This is a genomic window from Psychrobacter sp. JB385, assembly GCF_900163785.1.
In the GTDB taxonomy this organism is placed as follows: domain Bacteria; phylum Pseudomonadota; class Gammaproteobacteria; order Pseudomonadales; family Moraxellaceae; genus Psychrobacter.
In genome coordinates this window covers 348,842-367,385 of the sequence record NZ_FUKN01000001.1, presented here as the reverse complement: position 1 = coordinate 367,385, position 18,544 = coordinate 348,842, and the positions used below count along the sequence as shown (strand labels likewise).

General features: G+C 43.3%; 18 protein-coding genes. 11 read left to right on the top strand and 7 right to left on the bottom strand.

Annotated elements, in window-relative coordinates; genetic code table 11:
* Positions 1–94: 94 nt before the first annotated feature.
* Together topA and CZ794_RS01595 are read right to left on the bottom strand one after the other, a co-directional pair.
* Positions 95–2,749 (bottom strand): type I DNA topoisomerase, encoded by a 2,655-nt coding sequence (gene topA / locus CZ794_RS01600; protein WP_087039886.1) that lies wholly within the window; start codon positions 2,747–2,749, stop codon positions 95–97.
* Between the two features lie 256 nt (positions 2,750–3,005).
* A complete protein-coding gene (locus CZ794_RS01595; RefSeq protein WP_087039885.1) occupies positions 3,006–3,608 on the bottom strand; it encodes a hypothetical protein in 603 nt (200 codons plus the stop codon).
* A 322-nt stretch (positions 3,609–3,930) separates the two neighbouring features.
* On the opposite strand from CZ794_RS01595, the gene CZ794_RS01590 reads away from it, so the two are divergent.
* The gene (locus CZ794_RS01590) at positions 3,931–4,470 is read left to right on the top strand and encodes a DUF2799 domain-containing protein (RefSeq protein ID WP_256958822.1); all 540 of its coding nucleotides are present in this window, start codon (positions 3,931–3,933) and stop codon (positions 4,468–4,470) included.
* A gap of 245 nt (positions 4,471–4,715) precedes the next feature.
* Here CZ794_RS01590 and CZ794_RS01585 read toward each other — a convergent pair whose 3' ends face one another.
* The 3 genes from CZ794_RS01585 to CZ794_RS01575 form a co-directional block, all read right to left on the bottom strand.
* Positions 4,716–5,117, bottom strand: a complete 402-nt coding sequence (locus CZ794_RS01585; protein WP_087039884.1) for a biopolymer transporter ExbD — start codon at positions 5,115–5,117, stop codon at positions 4,716–4,718.
* 96 nt (positions 5,118–5,213) lie between these two features.
* The gene (locus tag CZ794_RS01580; protein ID WP_087039883.1) at positions 5,214–5,903 is read right to left on the bottom strand and encodes a MotA/TolQ/ExbB proton channel family protein; all 690 of its coding nucleotides are present in this window, start codon (positions 5,901–5,903) and stop codon (positions 5,214–5,216) included.
* 110 nt (positions 5,904–6,013) lie between these two features.
* Entirely contained in the window at positions 6,014–6,988 is a 975-nt protein-coding gene (locus CZ794_RS01575) for a TonB family protein (protein ID WP_087039882.1), read from the bottom strand.
* 435 nt (positions 6,989–7,423) lie between these two features.
* Here CZ794_RS01575 and CZ794_RS01570 point away from each other — a divergent pair, with 435 nt between their 5' ends.
* From CZ794_RS01570 to CZ794_RS01535, 8 genes are all read left to right on the top strand, one after another.
* Complete coding sequence (locus CZ794_RS01570; RefSeq protein WP_087039881.1) at positions 7,424–8,476, top strand: siderophore ABC transporter substrate-binding protein; 1,053 nt, start codon at positions 7,424–7,426, stop codon at positions 8,474–8,476.
* Between the two features lie 71 nt (positions 8,477–8,547).
* Complete coding sequence (locus tag CZ794_RS01565; protein ID WP_143515686.1) at positions 8,548–9,648, top strand: ABC transporter permease; 1,101 nt, start codon at positions 8,548–8,550, stop codon at positions 9,646–9,648.
* A gap of 181 nt (positions 9,649–9,829) precedes the next feature.
* Positions 9,830–10,879 carry an iron chelate uptake ABC transporter family permease subunit gene (locus CZ794_RS01560; protein ID WP_087039880.1) on the top strand — a complete coding sequence of 350 codons (1,050 nt, stop codon included), beginning with the start codon at positions 9,830–9,832 and terminating at the stop codon, positions 10,877–10,879.
* A gap of 126 nt (positions 10,880–11,005) precedes the next feature.
* Entirely contained in the window at positions 11,006–11,764 is a 759-nt protein-coding gene (locus CZ794_RS01555) for an ABC transporter ATP-binding protein (RefSeq protein ID WP_087039879.1), read from the top strand.
* A gap of 193 nt (positions 11,765–11,957) precedes the next feature.
* Positions 11,958–12,233, top strand: a complete 276-nt coding sequence (locus tag CZ794_RS01550) for a Trp family transcriptional regulator (protein WP_087039878.1) — start codon at positions 11,958–11,960, stop codon at positions 12,231–12,233.
* A gap of 86 nt (positions 12,234–12,319) precedes the next feature.
* Positions 12,320–13,738 carry an anthranilate synthase component I family protein gene (locus tag CZ794_RS01545; protein ID WP_087039877.1) on the top strand — a complete coding sequence of 473 codons (1,419 nt, stop codon included), beginning with the start codon at positions 12,320–12,322 and terminating at the stop codon, positions 13,736–13,738.
* Between the two features lie 33 nt (positions 13,739–13,771).
* Entirely contained in the window at positions 13,772–14,419 is a 648-nt protein-coding gene (locus CZ794_RS01540; protein ID WP_087039876.1) for an aminodeoxychorismate/anthranilate synthase component II, read from the top strand.
* 4 nt (positions 14,420–14,423) lie between these two features.
* Positions 14,424–15,185 carry a lysozyme inhibitor LprI family protein gene (locus tag CZ794_RS01535; protein ID WP_087039875.1) on the top strand — a complete coding sequence of 254 codons (762 nt, stop codon included), beginning with the start codon at positions 14,424–14,426 and terminating at the stop codon, positions 15,183–15,185.
* A gap of 35 nt (positions 15,186–15,220) precedes the next feature.
* Here the strand turns inward: CZ794_RS01535 and CZ794_RS01530 are convergent, their stop codons facing one another.
* Positions 15,221–15,730: a GNAT family N-acetyltransferase gene (locus tag CZ794_RS01530; protein WP_256958821.1), complete on the bottom strand. Its 510-nt coding sequence runs from the start codon at positions 15,728–15,730 to the stop codon at positions 15,221–15,223.
* 94 nt (positions 15,731–15,824) lie between these two features.
* Positions 15,825–16,328 (bottom strand): GNAT family N-acetyltransferase, encoded by a 504-nt coding sequence (locus CZ794_RS01525; protein ID WP_087039874.1) that lies wholly within the window; start codon positions 16,326–16,328, stop codon positions 15,825–15,827.
* Positions 16,329–16,626: 298 nt separating this feature from the next.
* On the opposite strand from CZ794_RS01525, the gene CZ794_RS01520 reads away from it, so the two are divergent.
* Positions 16,627–17,007 (top strand): hypothetical protein, encoded by a 381-nt coding sequence (locus CZ794_RS01520; RefSeq protein ID WP_087039873.1) that lies wholly within the window; start codon positions 16,627–16,629, stop codon positions 17,005–17,007.
* Positions 17,008–17,118: 111 nt separating this feature from the next.
* Entirely contained in the window at positions 17,119–18,447 is a 1,329-nt protein-coding gene (locus tag CZ794_RS01515; protein ID WP_087039872.1) for an ATP-binding protein, read from the top strand.
* Positions 18,448–18,544: the final 97 nt, after the last annotated feature.

Genomic DNA, 18,544 nt, shown 5'->3' with positions numbered 1-18,544 from the left:
ATGCTAAGAGGTTTTTTTATGGGAAATTTTGAATCACTGCTATTGGTCGCTTTGATACGTTAATCAGCATCATTGCTCATTATTTGGGTAGAAATCATTCTTCTACCCACTCACCTTTGCGCCAGTAAACACCCCAACGCGTGGCTTTACCGTTTTTCTCAGAACCAATATATTGCTCTTTTTTCTTACGAGACCAGCGCAAAATCGTTGGATTGCCTTCAGGATCTTCATCTGGCCCTTCGAACAAATATTGGAACTTATCTTCCATTTTATCTTTGATTTCTCTTAGCTCGGCAAGCTTCGGTGGACGTGTTTCTCGAACCTTTGGAAATTTAGACGCCGCTAAGAACATACCAGCAGCGCCTTCACGCAAGATAAAATAATCATCATGCTTGGTTGATTTTAATTCTGGCAGATGAATCGGATCCATACGCGGCGGTGCAGCTTCGCCTGTTTTTAGTACTTTGCGTGTGTTGTCACATTTTTGACAAGCAAAATAAGGCCCGAAACGTCCTGTTTTTAGCTCCATCTGTCCATCACACTTATTACAATCGATCGTTGGTGCATCAGACCCTGGCACTTCAAACTTACCTTCCTCTAAGATATAGCCGTCACAATCAGGATTATTACCACAGACGTGCAGCTTGAGACCACCATCGACAATATAACCATTCATTGCCGTACCGCATTTCGGGCAACGCTTTTTCTCCATTAAGTCTTTGACTTCAGCTGTTTCATCGGCAGCGTCGCTTTCATCAAGATTGGCAAAAGCCTCGACTGGCATCAAATTCTTAGTGCCTTTACAACGCTCTTTTGGTGGTAAGTTATAGCCAGTACACCCTAAAAATACCCCTGTTGAGCCAGTACGCAACTGCATCGGACGATCACAAATATCGCAGTGTACATCTGGTACGTCGGTCGGATCATTCGGACGCATGCCGTCTTTTTCTTTGGCGTGCTCAAGGGTTGTTTTAAACTCCCCATAGAAGTTATCCAGCACGTCTTTCCAATCTTGGTCACCCTCTGCTACATGATCGAGCTTGTCTTCTAACGCGGCCGTAAAGGTATAATCCATCAAGTCTGGGAAGCTGGCCGTCAATCTATCGGTGACGATATCACCCATTTTTTCGGCAAATAAACGCTTATTCTCAAGCTTCACATAACCGCGGTCTTGAATGGTTGAAATAATAGAAGCATAAGTCGATGGACGACCGATACCTTTTTTCTCAAGCTCTTTGACCAAGCTTGCTTCCGTATAACGCGGTGGTGGCTTGGTGAAATGTTGGCTTGGATCAAGCTTATCAAGCGTTAAGTGATCGCCTTTTTTGACATCAGGCAACAACGTATCGTCAGTCTTAGCTGGTGGCATAACTTTGGTATAACCATCAAACACTAGGGTACGGCCGCGAGCTTTTAAATCAACGTCATTTGCACCAACAAACAAATTCACTGACAGATATTTTGCTGGTAGCATCTGACAAGCCACAAACTGACGCCAAATCAGCTCATACAAACGAATGGCATCACGCTCAACCCCTTTTAACTGAGTTGACTTCATATTGACATTAGAAGGACGAATGGCTTCATGCGCCTCTTGTGCGCCTTGTTTATTACCATAAAAATTGGGCTTTTCTGGCACATACTTTGTGCCATAGCTGTCCTCAATATAACCACGCACGGCGGCGAGCGCATCACCCGATAAAAATGTCGAGTCAGTACGCATATAAGTGATGTGACCAGCTTCATACAAACGCTGCGCCAATATCATGGTCTTTTTGACAGAGAATCCCAAACGTGTACTGGCTGCTTGTTGCAAAGTCGAGGTAATAAATGGCGCGCTTGGACGTGACTGCGTGGGTTTTTCTTCACGCTCTTTGACAATAAAATCACTGGCTTTTAGAACGTCTAATATTTTATCTGTCTGTTCTTTATTGACCAATTTAAGCGGCTTGCCAGCTTGTTTGGTTGCCTCTAAGCGAATGCCAATTTCTTCGGCTGCTTTTTTGCTATTGGCCACATGCGTGTCTGCGTGAATCTGCCAATACTCTTCTGGAATAAAGGCACGGATTTCATGCTCACGCTCAACCACCAGACGCATGGCAACTGACTGTACGCGGCCTGCCGACAGACCTCGAGCAATTTTTTGCCATAAGAGCGGCGATACCATAAAGCCAACCACTCGATCTAAGAACCGACGCGCTTGCTGTGCATTAACGCGATCGATATCGAGCTTTGACGGTTGTTTAAAGGCATTTTGAATCGCAGATTTGGTAATTTCATTAAAGACAACCCGCTGATATTTGCTATCAGGGCCGCCAATGACTTCTTTTAGATGCCAAGCGATTGCCTCTCCTTCTCTATCCATATCCGTTGCAAGATAGATTTGGTCAGCGTCTTTGGCGAGCGCTTTTAGCTCTTTAATCACCTTGGTCTTGTTTGGTAGCACCTCGTAGACGGCTGCCCAATCATGCTCTGGGTCAATACCCATGCGGCGTACCAATGCCTGTTGCGCTTTTTCTTCTTTGCTCAGGCTTTCATCTTTTTTAGACGCCGCTGGTTTTTTGGCGCTTTTACTGGCACCCACTGGCAAATCACGAACGTGACCAATGCTTGAGCGTACAATAAAGTCATCACCAAGATATTTATTAATCGTTTTTGCCTTGGCTGGTGATTCTACAATCACCAAAGACTTGCCTTTTGGGCTGTCAGCGGTAGATGCTGAACTTTTTTTGGTTGTGGTTTTTGCCATATGTGACGACACCATAATATAAGTAAATTAAAAGTAAGGATAAATTCAGCAGCGTGGCAATTTATAATTGCCCATTAATTGTTGTAGGAATTAGCTGCTTATGAAAATGGTTATAACACAAACAATAACCATAGAGTAAAAATAGAGTTATAAAGACGTTACACTGCTAAACGTTCAGCTGTCAACAATAAATGAACTCAGCGTTTGCAAGATGTACTTGCTTATTGTCTTTAAATGGAGATTAAAAAACCATTTACTACTTTGCCGTGGTTTTTTGCATCTGTAATGCCCATTTTTCGAGGTTTGTTTTTAGTACCAATAAATCGGACTCAATCGCTTTTTGCTGATATTTTGGATTGGTCGATGGGCGTACGTAAGCAATGTCTTCCCAATAAATAATGATGCTATTTGCCTTGGTTAATAGTCCTTTGACGAAAGGCTCGATACTCACTGGTAAGTCTAGTGGTACTTTATCCAAGCTAAAATTGGTCTTCTTAACCGCTGTATCTGGACTGCTTTGAGTCGAACGGATCGCACTTGGAATATTGAGCTTGATGTCGTCTTTCGTTGTATCGACAAAACTGCTGTCTGGACGCCATTGTCCATCAATCACTTGATAGCGTGTGTGCGGCAACTGCGTGTTTTCTAATACTAAGCAGTATTGACCCATCATGCCGCGCCCATATTCATTGTCACGACCTTTTATCCAATCAGGACAGGCAACCAGCTTTGGGTTCAGCTGCAAACGACGCGCTGTCATACGCAGCTTATCCAAACGCTGATCGATACCGTTAGGTTTGAGCGCCATCATACTCCCTAAGACGAATAGTACAATGATAACGCCAATCAATGTTCCCATGATGCTCTGGCCTTTTTACTAGATAAAATTAATGCTAAAAATACAGCTACTCAGCTGATACCGCTATATGTACACAGAGCGGTGGGTAGATAAATGAGCGGTGTGTAGAGGTTTATAATGAGCGCTAACCATTAAAAATCAAGCAACCTCTCTGCGTAATCAGTGAAAAATCTGCTCTATCACCTATATGCTGACTGATATTTGTATTGTCATATCAAACACTTAGACCATCCAAAAACAAACATGATAACCAGATATAAAAAGTTGTTGTTAGCAAAAGGTGCTATGATAAACCATAATTTTAAACGCGCGCAGGTTTATTATGAATTATATTATTAAACAAAACTCATCGACTGCTGGTTTTGCAAGCAAATTGCTCAATAAACTCACCGTTACCTCTGGCATTACCCTATCTTTTATGGGCACTGCTGTATTGACTTTATCAGGTTGTGCGACGACCCAAAGCTTGACACCGCAGCAATGCCAAGACAGTAACTGGCAAGAAGTTGGTTATGCAGATGGCTTGCGAGGGCGCTCAGGTGCTTATTTTGGACATTATGCCAATAGCTGTGCAAGCGTCGGCGGTGCAGCGCCCAATCGTATACAGTGGGAACAAGGACGTCAGCAGGGTCTAAAAAGTTACTGTACCGAGCTGAATGCTTATAAGCTCGGGCGCGAAGGCTACGACTGGCAACCTGTTTGTCCTCTTGAAGGTATCGAAAAGCTAGAAGAGGCGTATTCTCAAGGGCGTTACTATTATATTCGTCAGCGCGACCTTGACTATCTGCGCTCACCTTATCCCTTCGGTTATGGGCCCGGTCATTTTGGTTATGGCTATCGCCCATTTGGCTATGGCTGGTAGTGTAAAGCGACGAACCCATTGCCGTGCGCTACAATAAAGGAAACCTCACAAGGTTACCCAAGCGAGGTGGAAGGAGAGAGTTATTATTCTAATTTTTCTTCTTGTTATTCTAGTAGTTTTTCTATTGATAAGCTTACTGGTAATGCTGGTCGGCTTATTGGTATAAAAGCTTTAATCCTATAAAATCTAGGACAGCATCTGTCCCGTTAGATACGATGCCTTGCCACCCATACGCTTAGTAAACTCTATTCGTTAACAAAGGCAACCTTCGTGAGTCCAGCCTGACTGGTTGCAGCCAGTACTTGAGCGACCGTGTCATATTTACTTTCTTTGTCAGCCCGTAACTGTACAGAAGGGTCTTTGCCTGCCGCGCTTTGCTGTTGCAGTCGTGTCTCAAGCTCTTCCATACTGATCGGATCACTATCCCAGAATATCCCTGCGTCTTTATCGATGCTAATTTGAATGGCTTCTGGTGGCGTATCATTCACCATCGCACTGGTTTTTGGCAAGTCTAATGGTACTGTCGGATTTAGCACAGTAGCCGTCAACAAAAAGATAATCATCAATACCAGCATGATATCGATAAGTGGAATGAGGTTCATCTCATTCATACTTTGAACGTCATCATCACCCAATTGAAATGCCATAATTATTCTCAATACGTTTGGTTATTCTCAATACAGCCAGCCCTTGTGCGCTGGATTTGTTTTTTCTTAACTAACAGCCCTACTGGTTACTCATTATTAAGGCTGTGATGATGCTGAGCTGCGATAATGACTGGTCTGCTGGATATTTTCAGCGCTTGCCTGAGACTCTCTTGTGCTTGGCGTTTGACTTACAGCAGGTTTGGTATCAATCGAGGTCTGTGCGTTGTCTACCATTCGAGCAGAGCTTGCCAATAGATCATGTGCTCTATCATTGGCATGGTACATCACACGGCGGTTGATACGTACAGCAAGGTTATAGAACACCACTGCTGGAATGGCAACTGCGATACCAAGCCCCGTCATAATAAGTGCTTCACCAACTGGTGCTGCCACTTGACCCAATCCTGCCTGTCCGCTCATACCAATATTATGCAATGCGTGGAAAATACCCCATACGGTACCGAATAAGCCGATAAATGGCGCAATAGCCGCGGTGGTTCCAAGAATAGGCAACCCACGCTCGCTAGCAAAACGATAACGACCAATATGCTTGAGCAAGGTCTGTTCAGTAACCAAACGACGTGTCGCCGCATCTGAATCTGCTAGGTTTGCTTGTGTTGGCTGGATTTGCTGACTCAAATCATCTGCCACACTCGTCGCCAATTTACGACTTTGTAGCACACGAATGATACCGGTGACCCACGAAACGATGGACAGGACTAAGAGCACAAAGAACAGGCTTTTTGTCACCATGTCGCTATATTGCCAGTATTGCATAAAGTCCATGTCAGACTCCTTGATTTGTTATTTCATTGCTATTACTTGAGTATTTTTGCGCTTGGCTTACTGCATATATTTTACCCACACCTATAGTGGCTGTGAGTATGGTTTTGTATTTACGGTACTTTATAAGCAATCGGTAGCGTGACATTACCCACAACTGGTGCACCACTCTTATTAGTAAATGGTTTAAATTTACCAGAACGTACTTGGCGCTGGGCTTCTTTGTCTAGCAGCGTATTACCTGATGACTTAGCCAAACTAACACTATCAATACCGCCCTGCTTATTCACTCTTAATACTAAGACCACTTCTAACACATCACCTGAACTGGCTCTACGGGCAGCACGATCAGGGAAGCTGAAGTTTGGTGCAGACGCCCAATCGGCATTGGTCGCAGTAAAGTTCACTGGTGTGTTACTGGCCGCAGCGGCAGCTTTAGCCGCGGCTTCGGCCTGTGCACGCGCGGCTGCTTCTTTTGCAGCTTTTGCCTCTGCCGCAGCTCTAGCAGCCTGCGCATCTCTCGCAGCTTGGGCTTGAGCCTCACGGGCAGCTTGCGCTTGCGCGTCACGATTTGCTTGGGCTTCGCGAGCAGCTTGCGCCTGCGCTTGTTGAGCGGCCCTTTCTGCTTGTGCCGCGATGAGTTTACGTTGCTCATTCGCAGCGGCTTCAGCTATCTTGGGATCTATCAATGGTTCTTTTGGCTTTTCTTTAGTTTCTTGTTTTTTTACTGGTTCTTTAGGTGTTACTTTAGGCTGAACCTTCGTTTCCGTCACTACCGGCTTTGCTGGGGTTTTTGGCTTAGGTTGCACAACGGGCTTGGATTTTGGCTGCGGTTGCTCTACAACTGGAGGTCTCGGTTCCTCTTTGGGCGCAACCGTCTTTACTTCTGCCACTGGTGTCGCCGTTTCAGCTGGTAGCGATACGAGCTCTATCTCGATAGGTGATGCCTCGTTTTTGTTTTCAACTTTTAATTCAGGCGTTTTGATAGCCGCTAATGCGATTACCGTCAACACATGCAACGCCACAACTATAATGATAGCTGCGAATAACAGTTTACGTGATGGCGCTGCTAAATCCGTTGAACTCATAACACCCTAATATTAATTAACCAAAATATAATGGTGTAGATAATAATGCAAACGATAATTATTATCAATAATAAATTATCATAATTTACTTAAAACCGTTGTTAAGACTCAATATGGACTCGATGTATCAAGAGAACAGTAAGATTTTACAACCCGATGCTTCATCAAAACTTTCTATTTAACAATAACATAAAAAGGATACATCCGTAGTGCTAATAAAAATCATTATCATTATTATTGATAATGACTCTCAATTAATCTATCATAGCCACTGATTGGCTGCCCCTAGCAACATCCATAATAAAGCCAGCAGCCGCTAAGATTCTGCTTCTTAATCCCTTTTATCTTGATCTTATAACAAGCAGATTCTTTTATTTTTCATTGGCAAATACGTTATTTCTATGTTGCCTCCCTATCCGATATACCGAGTTACCTATGTCTTTTACCTCATTGTCTAATCGCTCATCATACCCTTTACTCAAACGCCCATTACTGACTGTGGTTATCACAGCATTCATAGCTACACTTAGTGTGACAGGCTGTAGTTCACCTGAATCTAATGATTCTGAACCCGCAGAGGCCAACACTGAAAACCCGACTGCTGATGCCGCCTCGAATATCGCCAATAATGACGCTGTTTCTGCTCAAACTATCTCAGTAGACACCGTCAAAGGAAAAGTTGATTTGGCGATAAACCCTTCTCCGTTTGTCGTTTACGACATGAGTTTGCTACAAGATTTGGCCGCGCTTGATGTGGCCGTTGATGGTATGCCAGGCAACTTGAGATTGGATAACTTACATGCAAAAACTCAGCCTGAACCAAAAACGGTCGGTACTGTATTTGAGCCAGATCTTGAGGCGTTAAATGCGATGAAGCCACAAGCCATCTTAGTTGGCTCACGTATGGCAGAAAAATATGAAGAGTTATCGAGTATTGCGCCAACGCTAGACATGACGATTGATACAGCAAATATCTATGACTCAAGTAAGCAGCGCTTGCATGATTTGGGCGCTCTATTCGGTAAGAGCGACGAAGCGGCAAAACTGCAAGGAGATATCGATACTTTGATCGAAGAGACCAAAACCGTAACCCAAGATAAAGGCAAGGGCTTGGTGATCATGGTCAATGGCAATAAAATGTCTGCTTTTGGTGATAAGTCACGCTATGGCTTTATTCACTCTGTCCTTGGTGTACCTATGACAGACAATCAAATCGCTGATGCCCCTCACGGTCAGCCTGTCTCGTTTGAGTATTTACAAAAAGCCAATCCAGATTGGTTGTTTGTCCTCGATCGTAGCGCTGCTATTGGTGAGGATGGCGCTGGCGCCAAAGCCGTATTGGACAATCCATTGGTTGCCCAAACCAACGCTTGGCGTAAAAACCAAGTGGTCTATCTAAGCCCAGACTCTTATCTTGCTTTTGGTGGTTACTACCAGTGGATAAAAGATTTGACCACGATTAAAAACGCGTTTGCAGCGGCTAAGTAAGCTCTATTATCGTTTGAGCAGCGGCTCTACTTTTTTGTTAAAACCTTTCATTTTCTAAGCCAGTTGCCACTATGTCGTTATTTTCACATCGTGCTCATACCAGCGTGAAACCCAGCTCCTCATTGTCAGCAGATTCATCCAGCTGGCAGAGGACAGCTGACAAACACTCAAGTATTGAACCTCGACGTGCCGCCCTTCCCCCTTGGTTAATCAACATGGGTAGCCTCATTCTTATGGGGCTTTTGGTGTTATTGAGCTTATCTATCGGTGTGGCAGACTTTTCGTGGTCAGGTATTTTTCACAGCTTAGTCGATCAGAGCGCCAATTCTGATAGCTCGCTGCTGCTTGTGAGCCGTATACCGCGTACCGTTGCTATCATCTTGACTGGGATTGCAATGGCAGTGTCTGGGATGATCATCCAAGTGGTACTAAAAAATCGCTTCGTTGAGCCTTCTATGGTCGGTGCCACCCAAAGTGCAGCCCTTGGGTTATTAATAGTCAGTCTATTATTCCCAGCAAGCGCCCTCGTCATAAAAATGGGCGTGGCTACTTTTTCAGCAGTCATTGGCATGATGGTTTTTATGGCGCTCATTCACCGCATCCCGCCCACTGATTTTTTGATGATTCCACTTATTGGCATTGTTTTTGGCGGTATCATTGAGGCTGTGACAACCTTCATTGCCTACCAAACCGAGACATTACAGATGCTCAGCGTTTGGCAGTTTGGGGATTTTTCAGGTGTTTTGGCAGGTCGTTATGAGTTGCTATGGCTGACTGGTGGATTGTGCGTTCTTGCTTATATTATCGCTGATAAACTAACCATCGTCGGATTGGGTGACAACATCGCGTTGAACCTAGGCATTAGCAAACGTCAAGTCACTTGGCTTGGCGTCGGTATGGTGGCCATGATGAGTGCAGTGGTCGTGGTGACCGTTGGCATGATTCCTTTTATTGGATTGGTCGTACCCAACATTGTGAGCCGATTGATGGGCGATAAGTTACGTCGCAGTTTGCCCACAGTTGCCTTATTGGGAGCCTCAGCCGTTCTATTATGCGATATTATTGGACGCTCGATTCGTTACCCATTTGAAGTACCTGTCGCCACGGTTTTTGGTGTGGTCGGTACAGTGCTGTTCTTATGGTTGCTACTGCGTGCCCCTGCTAAGCAATAGCTATGTTTTTTGCAGCACTCAGCAAATGAATCGTTTATCAGAGATTGTGATACCTGACTCGTTCGATACTGCATAGCCACTACTCTTATATCCAAACCTTATTTGAGGTCTTCTTACTTATTTTATGACTGTCATTGTCCTGTTGTCTGATGAGATAAGCGTGACATTATAGGATTTATCCATGTTTTCATCGTCTACGCCTAGTGCTCCACAAAAAAGCGACACAGACCAGCATCATGGCGCTTTTCACACTTGGCAAAAATACCTTGCGCGGTTTTGGGCGTTAATAGTCGATCATCCAAAGTCCGTCGCCTCTATCCTATTAGTGATTGCGATAACGTTATTTTCGACCCTTAACGTCAATGGCTACTGGGATTTTGCCCTACCCCTGCGCGGTAAAAAACTGCTGGCATTGATGGTGGTGGGATACGCGATTGGTGTATCAACTCTTCTATTTCAAACTTTGACACACAATCCTATTTTGACGCCTTCTCTATTGGGTTTTGACTCTCTATATGTGTTGCTGCAAAGCGTGTTGGTTTTTTTCTTGGGCGCCATCAGCTTTACCAATATTGATCCTATTGCCAAATTCATGCTTGAGATTTTCCTCATGTTTGGCGCATCCATGTTGTTGTTCCAGTTGTTATTTTCAAAAACCAGCCAAGATTTGACGCGACTGATATTGGTAGGCGTTATCTTTGGTGTATTGTTTCGTAGTTTGTCAGCCTTGATAGCACGGCTGATTAATCCTGATGATTTCGTCGTCGTGCAGTCAGCCAGCTACGCGCAATTTAATACCGTCAATCCACAGCTGCTTGGTATCAGCGTGGTTATCTGCGTCATCACGGGCGTATTTGTTTGGCGTTGGCGCTATCAGTGCGATGTACTGATGCTAGGCAAAGCACAAGCCACCAATCTTGGTATTAACTATCAGCGTCTGGCATTTGGGCTACTTACCGTCATTGCAGTATTGGTCGCTACGGCTACTGCTCTCGTCGGACCAGTGACCTTTTTTGGTTTGTTGGTTTGTGCGCTTACCAACCGTATTGCTCGTAATATGTATCATAGTGAGCGCTTAATATTGGTGAGCTTAGTTGCGATGATTTGTTTGGTGCTTGGTCAAACCATATTTGAGCAAATACTGGGTATGGCAGGCGTACTGTCGGTTGTCATTGAGCTCGCAGGCGGTCTGGTGTTTTTGCTATTAATTTTTATGACCAAACATCGTTAAAAGCAGCTTCATTAAAAATAGCCACCATCACAGTCGCCAATACCAATCGCCAAAAAACCATGTCATTAGTACTGGCAAACCCTTTATCAACGTAAAATTTTACTATTCGCTAAAACAAGACTCCCTATGATTAAAATAGATAATATCTCGTACCATATTGGCAAACAGCAAATCTTAAATGATGTGACATTGTCTCTGCCAAGCGCACAAGTCATCGCATTGATTGGCCCCAATGGCGCGGGTAAATCTACTTTATTTTCTGTTATGTCACGCTTGCAACCTCTACAGTCAGGACAAGTCTGCTTTGGCGAACACGACATTGCCACTTGCCACGCAAGAACACTGTCTAAAACGGTGGCGATGCTTGGACAAGAAAATCAGGTACAAGGGCGATTGCGTGTGCATGAGCTATTGATGTTCGGGCGCTATCCTTATCACCAAGGGCAACCGACTGCTAACGACCAGCAAAAGGTACAAGAAATCATCGAGCGCTTTGAGCTGAGCGCTTTGGCTGATCGTTTTTTATCTACCTTGTCAGGTGGTCAGCGCCAACGGGTACTGATTGCGATGATTGTCTGCCAAGATACGCCTTACTTATTGCTTGATGAACCGCTCAATAACTTGGACATGTATCATGCTGGCCGTTTGATGCGTGAGCTACGAGAAGTCAGTCATAGCCAACAAAAAACGGTCGTGATTGTGCTTCATGATATCAATCAAGCGGCGCAGTTTGCAGACACGGTCGTGACGATGAAATCCGGTGAAGTGATGGCGGTTGGCAAGCCCGTCGATGTTCTGACCAAAAAAACCATGAAGGCGCTCTACAACGTTGATGTGACCGTGCTCAATTATCAAGGGCGTCCTGTGATTGTCGATACGGTGTAAAGGGCTAGGCGTTAAATCCAAACACTGACCACCTTGCTGTTATTAACACCCTTGCTTATTTAGTTACTACCAAAACACTTTTTCATTCATTGGTGGCATCGTACGCAAGCTTGCGTATCACTTGCGTTTTTTGTACTATCGTACTAGAATACTGATACAAGATAGTGATTCTTTTTTATTAAGACCCAATATTATGAATACTGACCCCTATCAGAGCCTTCTGACCCATCTAGCCACTTGTCACGATAAGTCTGATATCGAAGCCTTATTGGCAGCGCTGCTGACGGAAAAAGAGCAGCATGAGATTGCGAATCGTGTTCGTATTTTTGACTTGCTTGAACGCGGCGTGACTCAGCGTGATATTTCTGAGCAATTGGGCGTTGGTATTGCGACCGTCTCACGAGGGGCCAAAGCCATTCAACACCATGATGTCAGTGCTTTATTAGCCACACACAGACAAGGTCAGTAAGGGGCTAAACCATACTCTCCCCGTTTCTCTTGTTTTATTTATTTCATTGTTGTTTATTATCAATTTGAACTATTTCGGAAGTCGTTATGAGCTCTTTTCATGCTACACCTGTACAGCCAGCACTGATTGATATTCCTAGTAAGCCGCAGCGCATAAAGCTGACGCAAGATATCGATTTTTTTGCGCTATTCAAACGTATTGAGCGCGAGTTTGATACCTGCTACTTGCTTGAGTCACTGGGCGAAGACAGTCATATCTCTCGCCATCATGCCATTGGTTTTGATCCGATTATGACCATTGCGGCTATCGATCGTACCACGCTTGCCATTACTGACAATAAAACGGCTCAAACCACGCATTACCAAACGGACAATCCTTATGAGTTGCTGCGTAAAATCACCCCGCAGCACGTGATTGCGCGCGATCAAAGCGGCGGTCTGGTCGGCTATTTGGGCTATGACTGTGTGAATTTCTTTGAGCCAAGTCTCAATGCTAAGTCGAGCGAGGACTTTGAGCCGTTTAAATTTGGGGTATATTTGGACGGTCTGACGCTGGATAAAATGACGGGCGAGATTTTCTATTTTTACTATCCGACCACGCAACAAGACAATCGCATTGAGCAAATCAAAAACCTACTTGATGCACCCATACCAAGTTATAAGCCGCCCAGCGTCGAATTCTTGGGTGACGGCATGAGTCAAGAAGACCATGCAAAAGCAGTCATGCAAGTTAAAGAAGACATCGTCTCTGGGCGTATCTTTCAGTGTGAAGTGGGCTTTAAATCTAAGTATCGTATCGCTGGCGACAAGATGCCAATTTATGAAAAACTGCGCGCTGTCAATCCCTCGCCGCACATGTACTTTATGAAATTTGCTCAGCAATGTATTATTGGAGCATCCCCTGAATTATTGTTCCGCTTGCGTCAGGGTGAGATGGAAACCTATCCTCTAGCGGGCACCGCCAAACGCGGCGTCGATGTGATCGAAGATCGCAAACTTGCCCGCGCCTTGCTCAATGATGCCAAAGAAATTGCTGAGCACAATATGCTGGTCGACTTGCATCGCAATGATATTGGCCGCGTGGCACAATTTGGCACGGTAAAAGTGCGCAGTTTGATGGACATCAAGCGCTTCTCGCACGTACAGCATATCTCCTCTGAAATCGTTGGTATCTTACATCCAAATGAAGATATGTTCAGTGCGCTTGCCAGCAATTTTCCTGCGGGCACTTTATCAGGCGCGCCAAAAATTGAGGCCATCAAAGTGATCAATGAGCTGGAACCAGACGGTCGCGGCGCTTATGGCGGAGCATTAGGCTCATTCAATTTTAACGGTGACTGCATTTTTGCCATTCCTATTCGCAGTCTGTTTATCAATGGAAAGTCTGCCTACGCGCAAACCTGCGGCGGCAATGTCTACGACTCCAATCCAGCCGATGAGTATTTAGAGATTCAGCGTAAACTGTCCGCGATGAAGGTGGTCTTAGACAGCTTTATGCAACCGTAATTATCCCTATTTTTATCAAAGAGTTTATGACCCATGAATGTTTTAATTATCGACAACTACGACTCGTTTACCTTTAATCTGTATCAATACATTGGCGAGATTTTACAAACCATGGATGACAGTCAAGCGGCAAACGTCATCGTCAAACGCAATAACGAGATTACCCTAGCCGATGTGCAAGCAATGAGATTGGATCGAATCATTATCTCACCTGGTCCTGGCGCGCCAGACGATCCTGCTTATTTTGGTGTATGTAGTGAGGTGATCGAAGTCATGGGCAAGACAACGCCATTGTTAGGCGTTTGCTTAGGGATGCAGGGTATCGCCCATGTGTTTGGTGGTGACGTGGTTCGTGCCAGCCTACCGATGCATGGCAAGGTCTCATCGATTCGCCATGATGATACTGGTATCTATCAAGGCTTGCCACAAGAGCTTGAAATCATGCGTTATCACTCACTCATGGTACAAGCAAATACCTTACCAGAGTGTTTGACAGTCACTGCTGTTGTCGCCAATGATAATCATGCTGCGCTAAGCTTGAGTGAATCGGCATTGGCTGGTGATGAGATTATGGGTCTACAGCACAAGGACTACCCGATTCAAGGCGTGCAATTTCATCCTGAATCCTTTGCGACCGAGGGTGCCAAGCGTTTGCTCACGAATTTTTTACAGCAGCTATAAGCTCATGATGCGTGTCTTTCACACTTGTAGATTTCGCTTATTAAAACAGGCTAGCATCGGTGTCGGCCTATTATTAGCCGCGTCTTTTAGTACAGCGCTCGTGCCTGTATCGATCGCACCCATAGAAGCAAACTTTGTATTAGGCATAGACGTACAGGGACAACGCTTAAACCTTTATGAAGACTGCGAAGAAGGCAGTGTGACGTGCGATGGCATGCTACTAGTCGCGCCAGATTTGCAGCGCTTATGGCATATAAAGCCATACGATAAGAGTATCGATAAGTCGCCCTATAGCGTCAAATTTTACGCTGCCAAGACCAAGCATAGCTTATGTAAAGACGGCGTAACCCCATGTGGTTTTCAGGGTTATCAATTCGAAGGTAATGGGATCAAAGGCTTTATAGACCCTATCGATCAAAAAATATATGCAGGCAATGAGTGGACGCTAGATGATAGTTCCGTCACTTATAAAGAAAACTCGACCTATCTACCACTAACGTCGCAAACTGCCCTTATTAATAGTAAATATAATGCGTCCGATAAAGCGTTAAATAAAAGCTATCAAATAACGCGAAATGAAGTCAGGCGGTTATATGGCGAGCGTATGGAATCTGACTTGAAGCAAGAGCAAATTCAGTGGATCAAACAGCGCTCAAAGGACTGCGGTGCCAATACGCAGCATCAACCGAGAACGCAGGCCGAAAAAGTCTGCTTCATTCAGCAGAATGACAGCCGAAAGCAAGCGTGGTTTTTGTGGATTGATTAGAGCGCATCCTAATCTTGAGAATAGACTTATAGATACTAAAGTGATTTTACCATTCTAATATCTATTATTTTGTCGTCCTCGTATAGCTCTACATCACACTGCCCATCAGATTCAAAACCAAATTTCTCATAAAAACTGATCGCAGATAGATTGGTTTTTAACACCCATAAGAATAGACTAGAGCAGCTATTACATTGAGAAACATTAATGAGGGCTGAGTTCATTAACTGAGTGCCTATCCCTAAATTTTGGTATTGCGGCAGAAGGTACAGAGTGGTTATTTCACACTTGTGATCTTTCTTGAAATAAGAAATAAACCCTACAGTAGCATTTTTAGCATCAAATGCTACCCATGTATTCACATCAGCTCTAGGTAGCACCTTCTGCCACATTTGCATTTTTTGAGACAAATTATTTTCTTTGTCTCTATATGTTTTAGGTAAAAGGTTCGAATACGTAGCATTCCAACTGTCAAAATGTATATGAGCAATATCTGATACATCGCTTTGGTTCGCCTTACGTATAAAAAATATGTGGCACTCCATAGTTAACTGTTAGGATAAATCTTTTTTTATGGGAGCTTTTTACATTTATGGATAATACCGAAGTAAGCTATTTTAGAAATAATATTTATCAATACTATCCGTTTTTAGTTTTTCGAATTCTTGCCATCTGATAAGCATTGACATACTCGCCGTTGCGATAAGCATAATCCACCATTTCACCTTCTATCACAAAGCCCAAGCTCTCATATAAACCAATAGCTCCGGTGTTATCGGTATAAGTGGTAATTTCAATACGTCTGATATCCAACCAATTATCAGCCAAATCCAGCGCTGCGTTTATAAGCGTTCTGCCGACACCTTTGCCTTGTGCTGCCGTTTTTACACTGACCCCAAAGCTTGCGACATGGCGTTGACGCTTTGATGTCATAATCTGAAGCCCGAGACTTCCCACCACTTCACCCTCAATTTCAGCCACTAACATGTACACATTGTCAGGTATATCAGTCAGGCGCTTGCGCCATAGGGTCTTGGAGGGCATGGGTAACTGCAAAGTATTTGTATATAAGGCCTCATCAGTATAAATGGCTTGCAACGTGTCTGCGTCTTCTGGCTCAGCATGACGTATTTCAATTTTCATTATATTTATCCTTATATAGGAATTATTGCGTGATTAGTAGGTTGGCTAGTATTAACATTCCAAATATCTAACCATGAATCTAGCCTGACTGTTAGTCATTTATCATAGAAAGCCAAGCCCTTACTAAGATGCTCAATGCTCAAATAAAGCTTCACTATTACAAAGTGTTAATTATATTGTAGAATTACTTATTTTAGTCGATAATAGTCTATTAAAAAAGAGTTATATTTATAACCAAATTTTTTGTTTGCGCTCTATAAAAAGTCTATTTATAGATATCTTCTATAGGAAAAGCTAAATGTCTAACCTCAGATTGGTAGTAGCAGGATTGGCGGCACTTATATTTATGAGTATAGGTTGCAGCAATAAAGAGTCTAACAGCGTTCATGAGGTGAAAGAAAATCCATCAGAAGCCATCGTAAAGCAAACTCCAGAAGAAGTAGAAATGCGTGGAATTTTTAAGAGAGGCTTTGAAATACATGAGTTGGATACGAACGGTAAAGTCTACTATGTATCAGATCCTGAACAGCTTTTAATGAAAGACTCTAATAAAATTGGTCAAGATGGCTATTATAAGTTGTTTGAAACTTGCGTGGTCGGAGTGATCGGCTCTGAAGGTGGTTACGGACCTACTGGCAAGTACGAAAACGAAATTACAGTTAGCAAAATCTGTGTATGAAGCGAGATATAGTCACAAAAAATCTGAAAGTTAATCATAAGATTATACGTCAGCAAGCAGCTGTTATTTGCTAGATTTATGTGTGTAAATTTTAAGGGATATCGAAAAATCTTGATTTATAAAATTATCTCAAACAAGTATCTGCGTATAGCATTATTTTTCTTAGTAATTCAGCAAATCATTGTCGCGTCCTCAACGTATTTTATTGCTCGACTGGCACAAAGTTTCGCTGACAATGGGCCTTTACTTCCCTATATGCTGCTATTTGCCGCCTCTTTGGTGGTCGTTTATGTGCCTGCGTATTTCTGTGTTACCAATACGGAGCGCGCTAAGTACGATGCTCATAAACTATACAATGATACCTTCCACACTGTTTTTTTAGGTAAAACCTATTTGTTATCCAGCGATGAATTACAGAGTACGGCAATGACAACACTTGCTCAGGAGAGTAACTACACGCTTGAGACCGTCATTGATAGTATCTTTGACATTTCAGCGTTGGTTCTTAATGTCTTATTTAACGTGCTCGTTATTGCTTGGTTTTTAGATGGTACATTACTGCTTAGTTATGCAGTAGGTATTGTTGTTGCTTCTATGTTTGTACATTTCAGACGACATACTTTAAAAACCGCTGCCAAAACAGATCAGCAATCACGGTTGAGCTTAACCGCTAAACTCTTTGACAGTTGGGATAACGTCGTTATTTTCAACAAGCATAATTACACACTCTATAATAATATCGTTCAAAAAAGCTTTGCGACCGCAAAGAATAATAGCGTCAAATCCACATCCATTCAGCACATTAATTCAAGCTTAGGCATGATCATACTCATGCTGCCTGTTTTTGTGATCACCGGCTTTATTTTTAATAAAAATTGGAATGATGCCGCGACGATGGCGGTGCTAATTGCCACGCTGCCAAGACAAATTCAGCTATTGCAAATGTGCTATGCCTTGATTGGCTACCATACCAGTATCGGCGTTATTAAAACGATGCTAGATGGTATTTTGGCGGTTTTACAACCTACCAATGTGGATTTAGATACCTACATTCAGGTAGACCAAATACGTGTGAAGCAAACAGGAGAGATTTTTGATTCAACACAGTTGCCAAAGAAAGGGAGGGTAACACTGATTGGTAGTAATGGTGTTGGTAAGTCTTGTATGTTACTCAAACTAAAAGACCACTACCAAGAACGAGCGTACTATTTGCCTGCCAAGCACAATTTGTATTTCAATTACAAAACAGATCAAACCCATAAAGGCTCAACAGGACAACAACTCATCAAACAAATTCAAGAAATTAGAGAGGACGACCAAAGTATAGTTGTCATGCTTGATGAATGGGATGCCCATTTGGATAGAGAAAATACTCAAATTATAGACCAATATCTTGATGAGCTTGCTCAAACAAGACTTGTTATGGATGTTAGGCATTGAGATAGAGAGTAATGAATCTACTAGATAGGTAAACCATACAGTACATTGTGATTATTTTATCAAGTCGAAACAAGGAGACCGTCAGCCTACTGTTTGA

What these genes read in the sequence shown, in the direction of transcription:
- topA (WP_087039886.1), bottom strand. Translation starts at nt 2,749, where the DNA reads ATGGCAAAAACCACAACCAAAAAAAGTTCAGCATCTACCGCTGACAGC.
- CZ794_RS01595 (WP_087039885.1), bottom strand. Translation starts at nt 3,608, where the DNA reads ATGGGAACATTGATTGGCGTTATCATTGTACTATTCGTCTTAGGGAGT.
- CZ794_RS01590 (WP_256958822.1), top strand. Translation starts at nt 3,931, where the DNA reads ATGAATTATATTATTAAACAAAACTCATCGACTGCTGGTTTTGCAAGC.
- CZ794_RS01585 (WP_087039884.1), bottom strand. Translation starts at nt 5,117, where the DNA reads ATGGCATTTCAATTGGGTGATGATGACGTTCAAAGTATGAATGAGATG.
- CZ794_RS01580 (WP_087039883.1), bottom strand. Translation starts at nt 5,903, where the DNA reads ATGGACTTTATGCAATACTGGCAATATAGCGACATGGTGACAAAAAGC.
- CZ794_RS01575 (WP_087039882.1), bottom strand. Translation starts at nt 6,988, where the DNA reads ATGAGTTCAACGGATTTAGCAGCGCCATCACGTAAACTGTTATTCGCA.
- CZ794_RS01570 (WP_087039881.1), top strand. Translation starts at nt 7,424, where the DNA reads ATGTCTTTTACCTCATTGTCTAATCGCTCATCATACCCTTTACTCAAA.
- CZ794_RS01565 (WP_143515686.1), top strand. Translation starts at nt 8,548, where the DNA reads ATGTCGTTATTTTCACATCGTGCTCATACCAGCGTGAAACCCAGCTCC.
- CZ794_RS01560 (WP_087039880.1), top strand. Translation starts at nt 9,830, where the DNA reads ATGTTTTCATCGTCTACGCCTAGTGCTCCACAAAAAAGCGACACAGAC.
- CZ794_RS01555 (WP_087039879.1), top strand. Translation starts at nt 11,006, where the DNA reads ATGATTAAAATAGATAATATCTCGTACCATATTGGCAAACAGCAAATC.
- CZ794_RS01550 (WP_087039878.1), top strand. Translation starts at nt 11,958, where the DNA reads ATGAATACTGACCCCTATCAGAGCCTTCTGACCCATCTAGCCACTTGT.
- CZ794_RS01545 (WP_087039877.1), top strand. Translation starts at nt 12,320, where the DNA reads ATGAGCTCTTTTCATGCTACACCTGTACAGCCAGCACTGATTGATATT.
- CZ794_RS01540 (WP_087039876.1), top strand. Translation starts at nt 13,772, where the DNA reads ATGAATGTTTTAATTATCGACAACTACGACTCGTTTACCTTTAATCTG.
- CZ794_RS01535 (WP_087039875.1), top strand. Translation starts at nt 14,424, where the DNA reads ATGATGCGTGTCTTTCACACTTGTAGATTTCGCTTATTAAAACAGGCT.
- CZ794_RS01530 (WP_256958821.1), bottom strand. Translation starts at nt 15,730, where the DNA reads ATGGAGTGCCACATATTTTTTATACGTAAGGCGAACCAAAGCGATGTA.
- CZ794_RS01525 (WP_087039874.1), bottom strand. Translation starts at nt 16,328, where the DNA reads ATGAAAATTGAAATACGTCATGCTGAGCCAGAAGACGCAGACACGTTG.
- CZ794_RS01520 (WP_087039873.1), top strand. Translation starts at nt 16,627, where the DNA reads ATGTCTAACCTCAGATTGGTAGTAGCAGGATTGGCGGCACTTATATTT.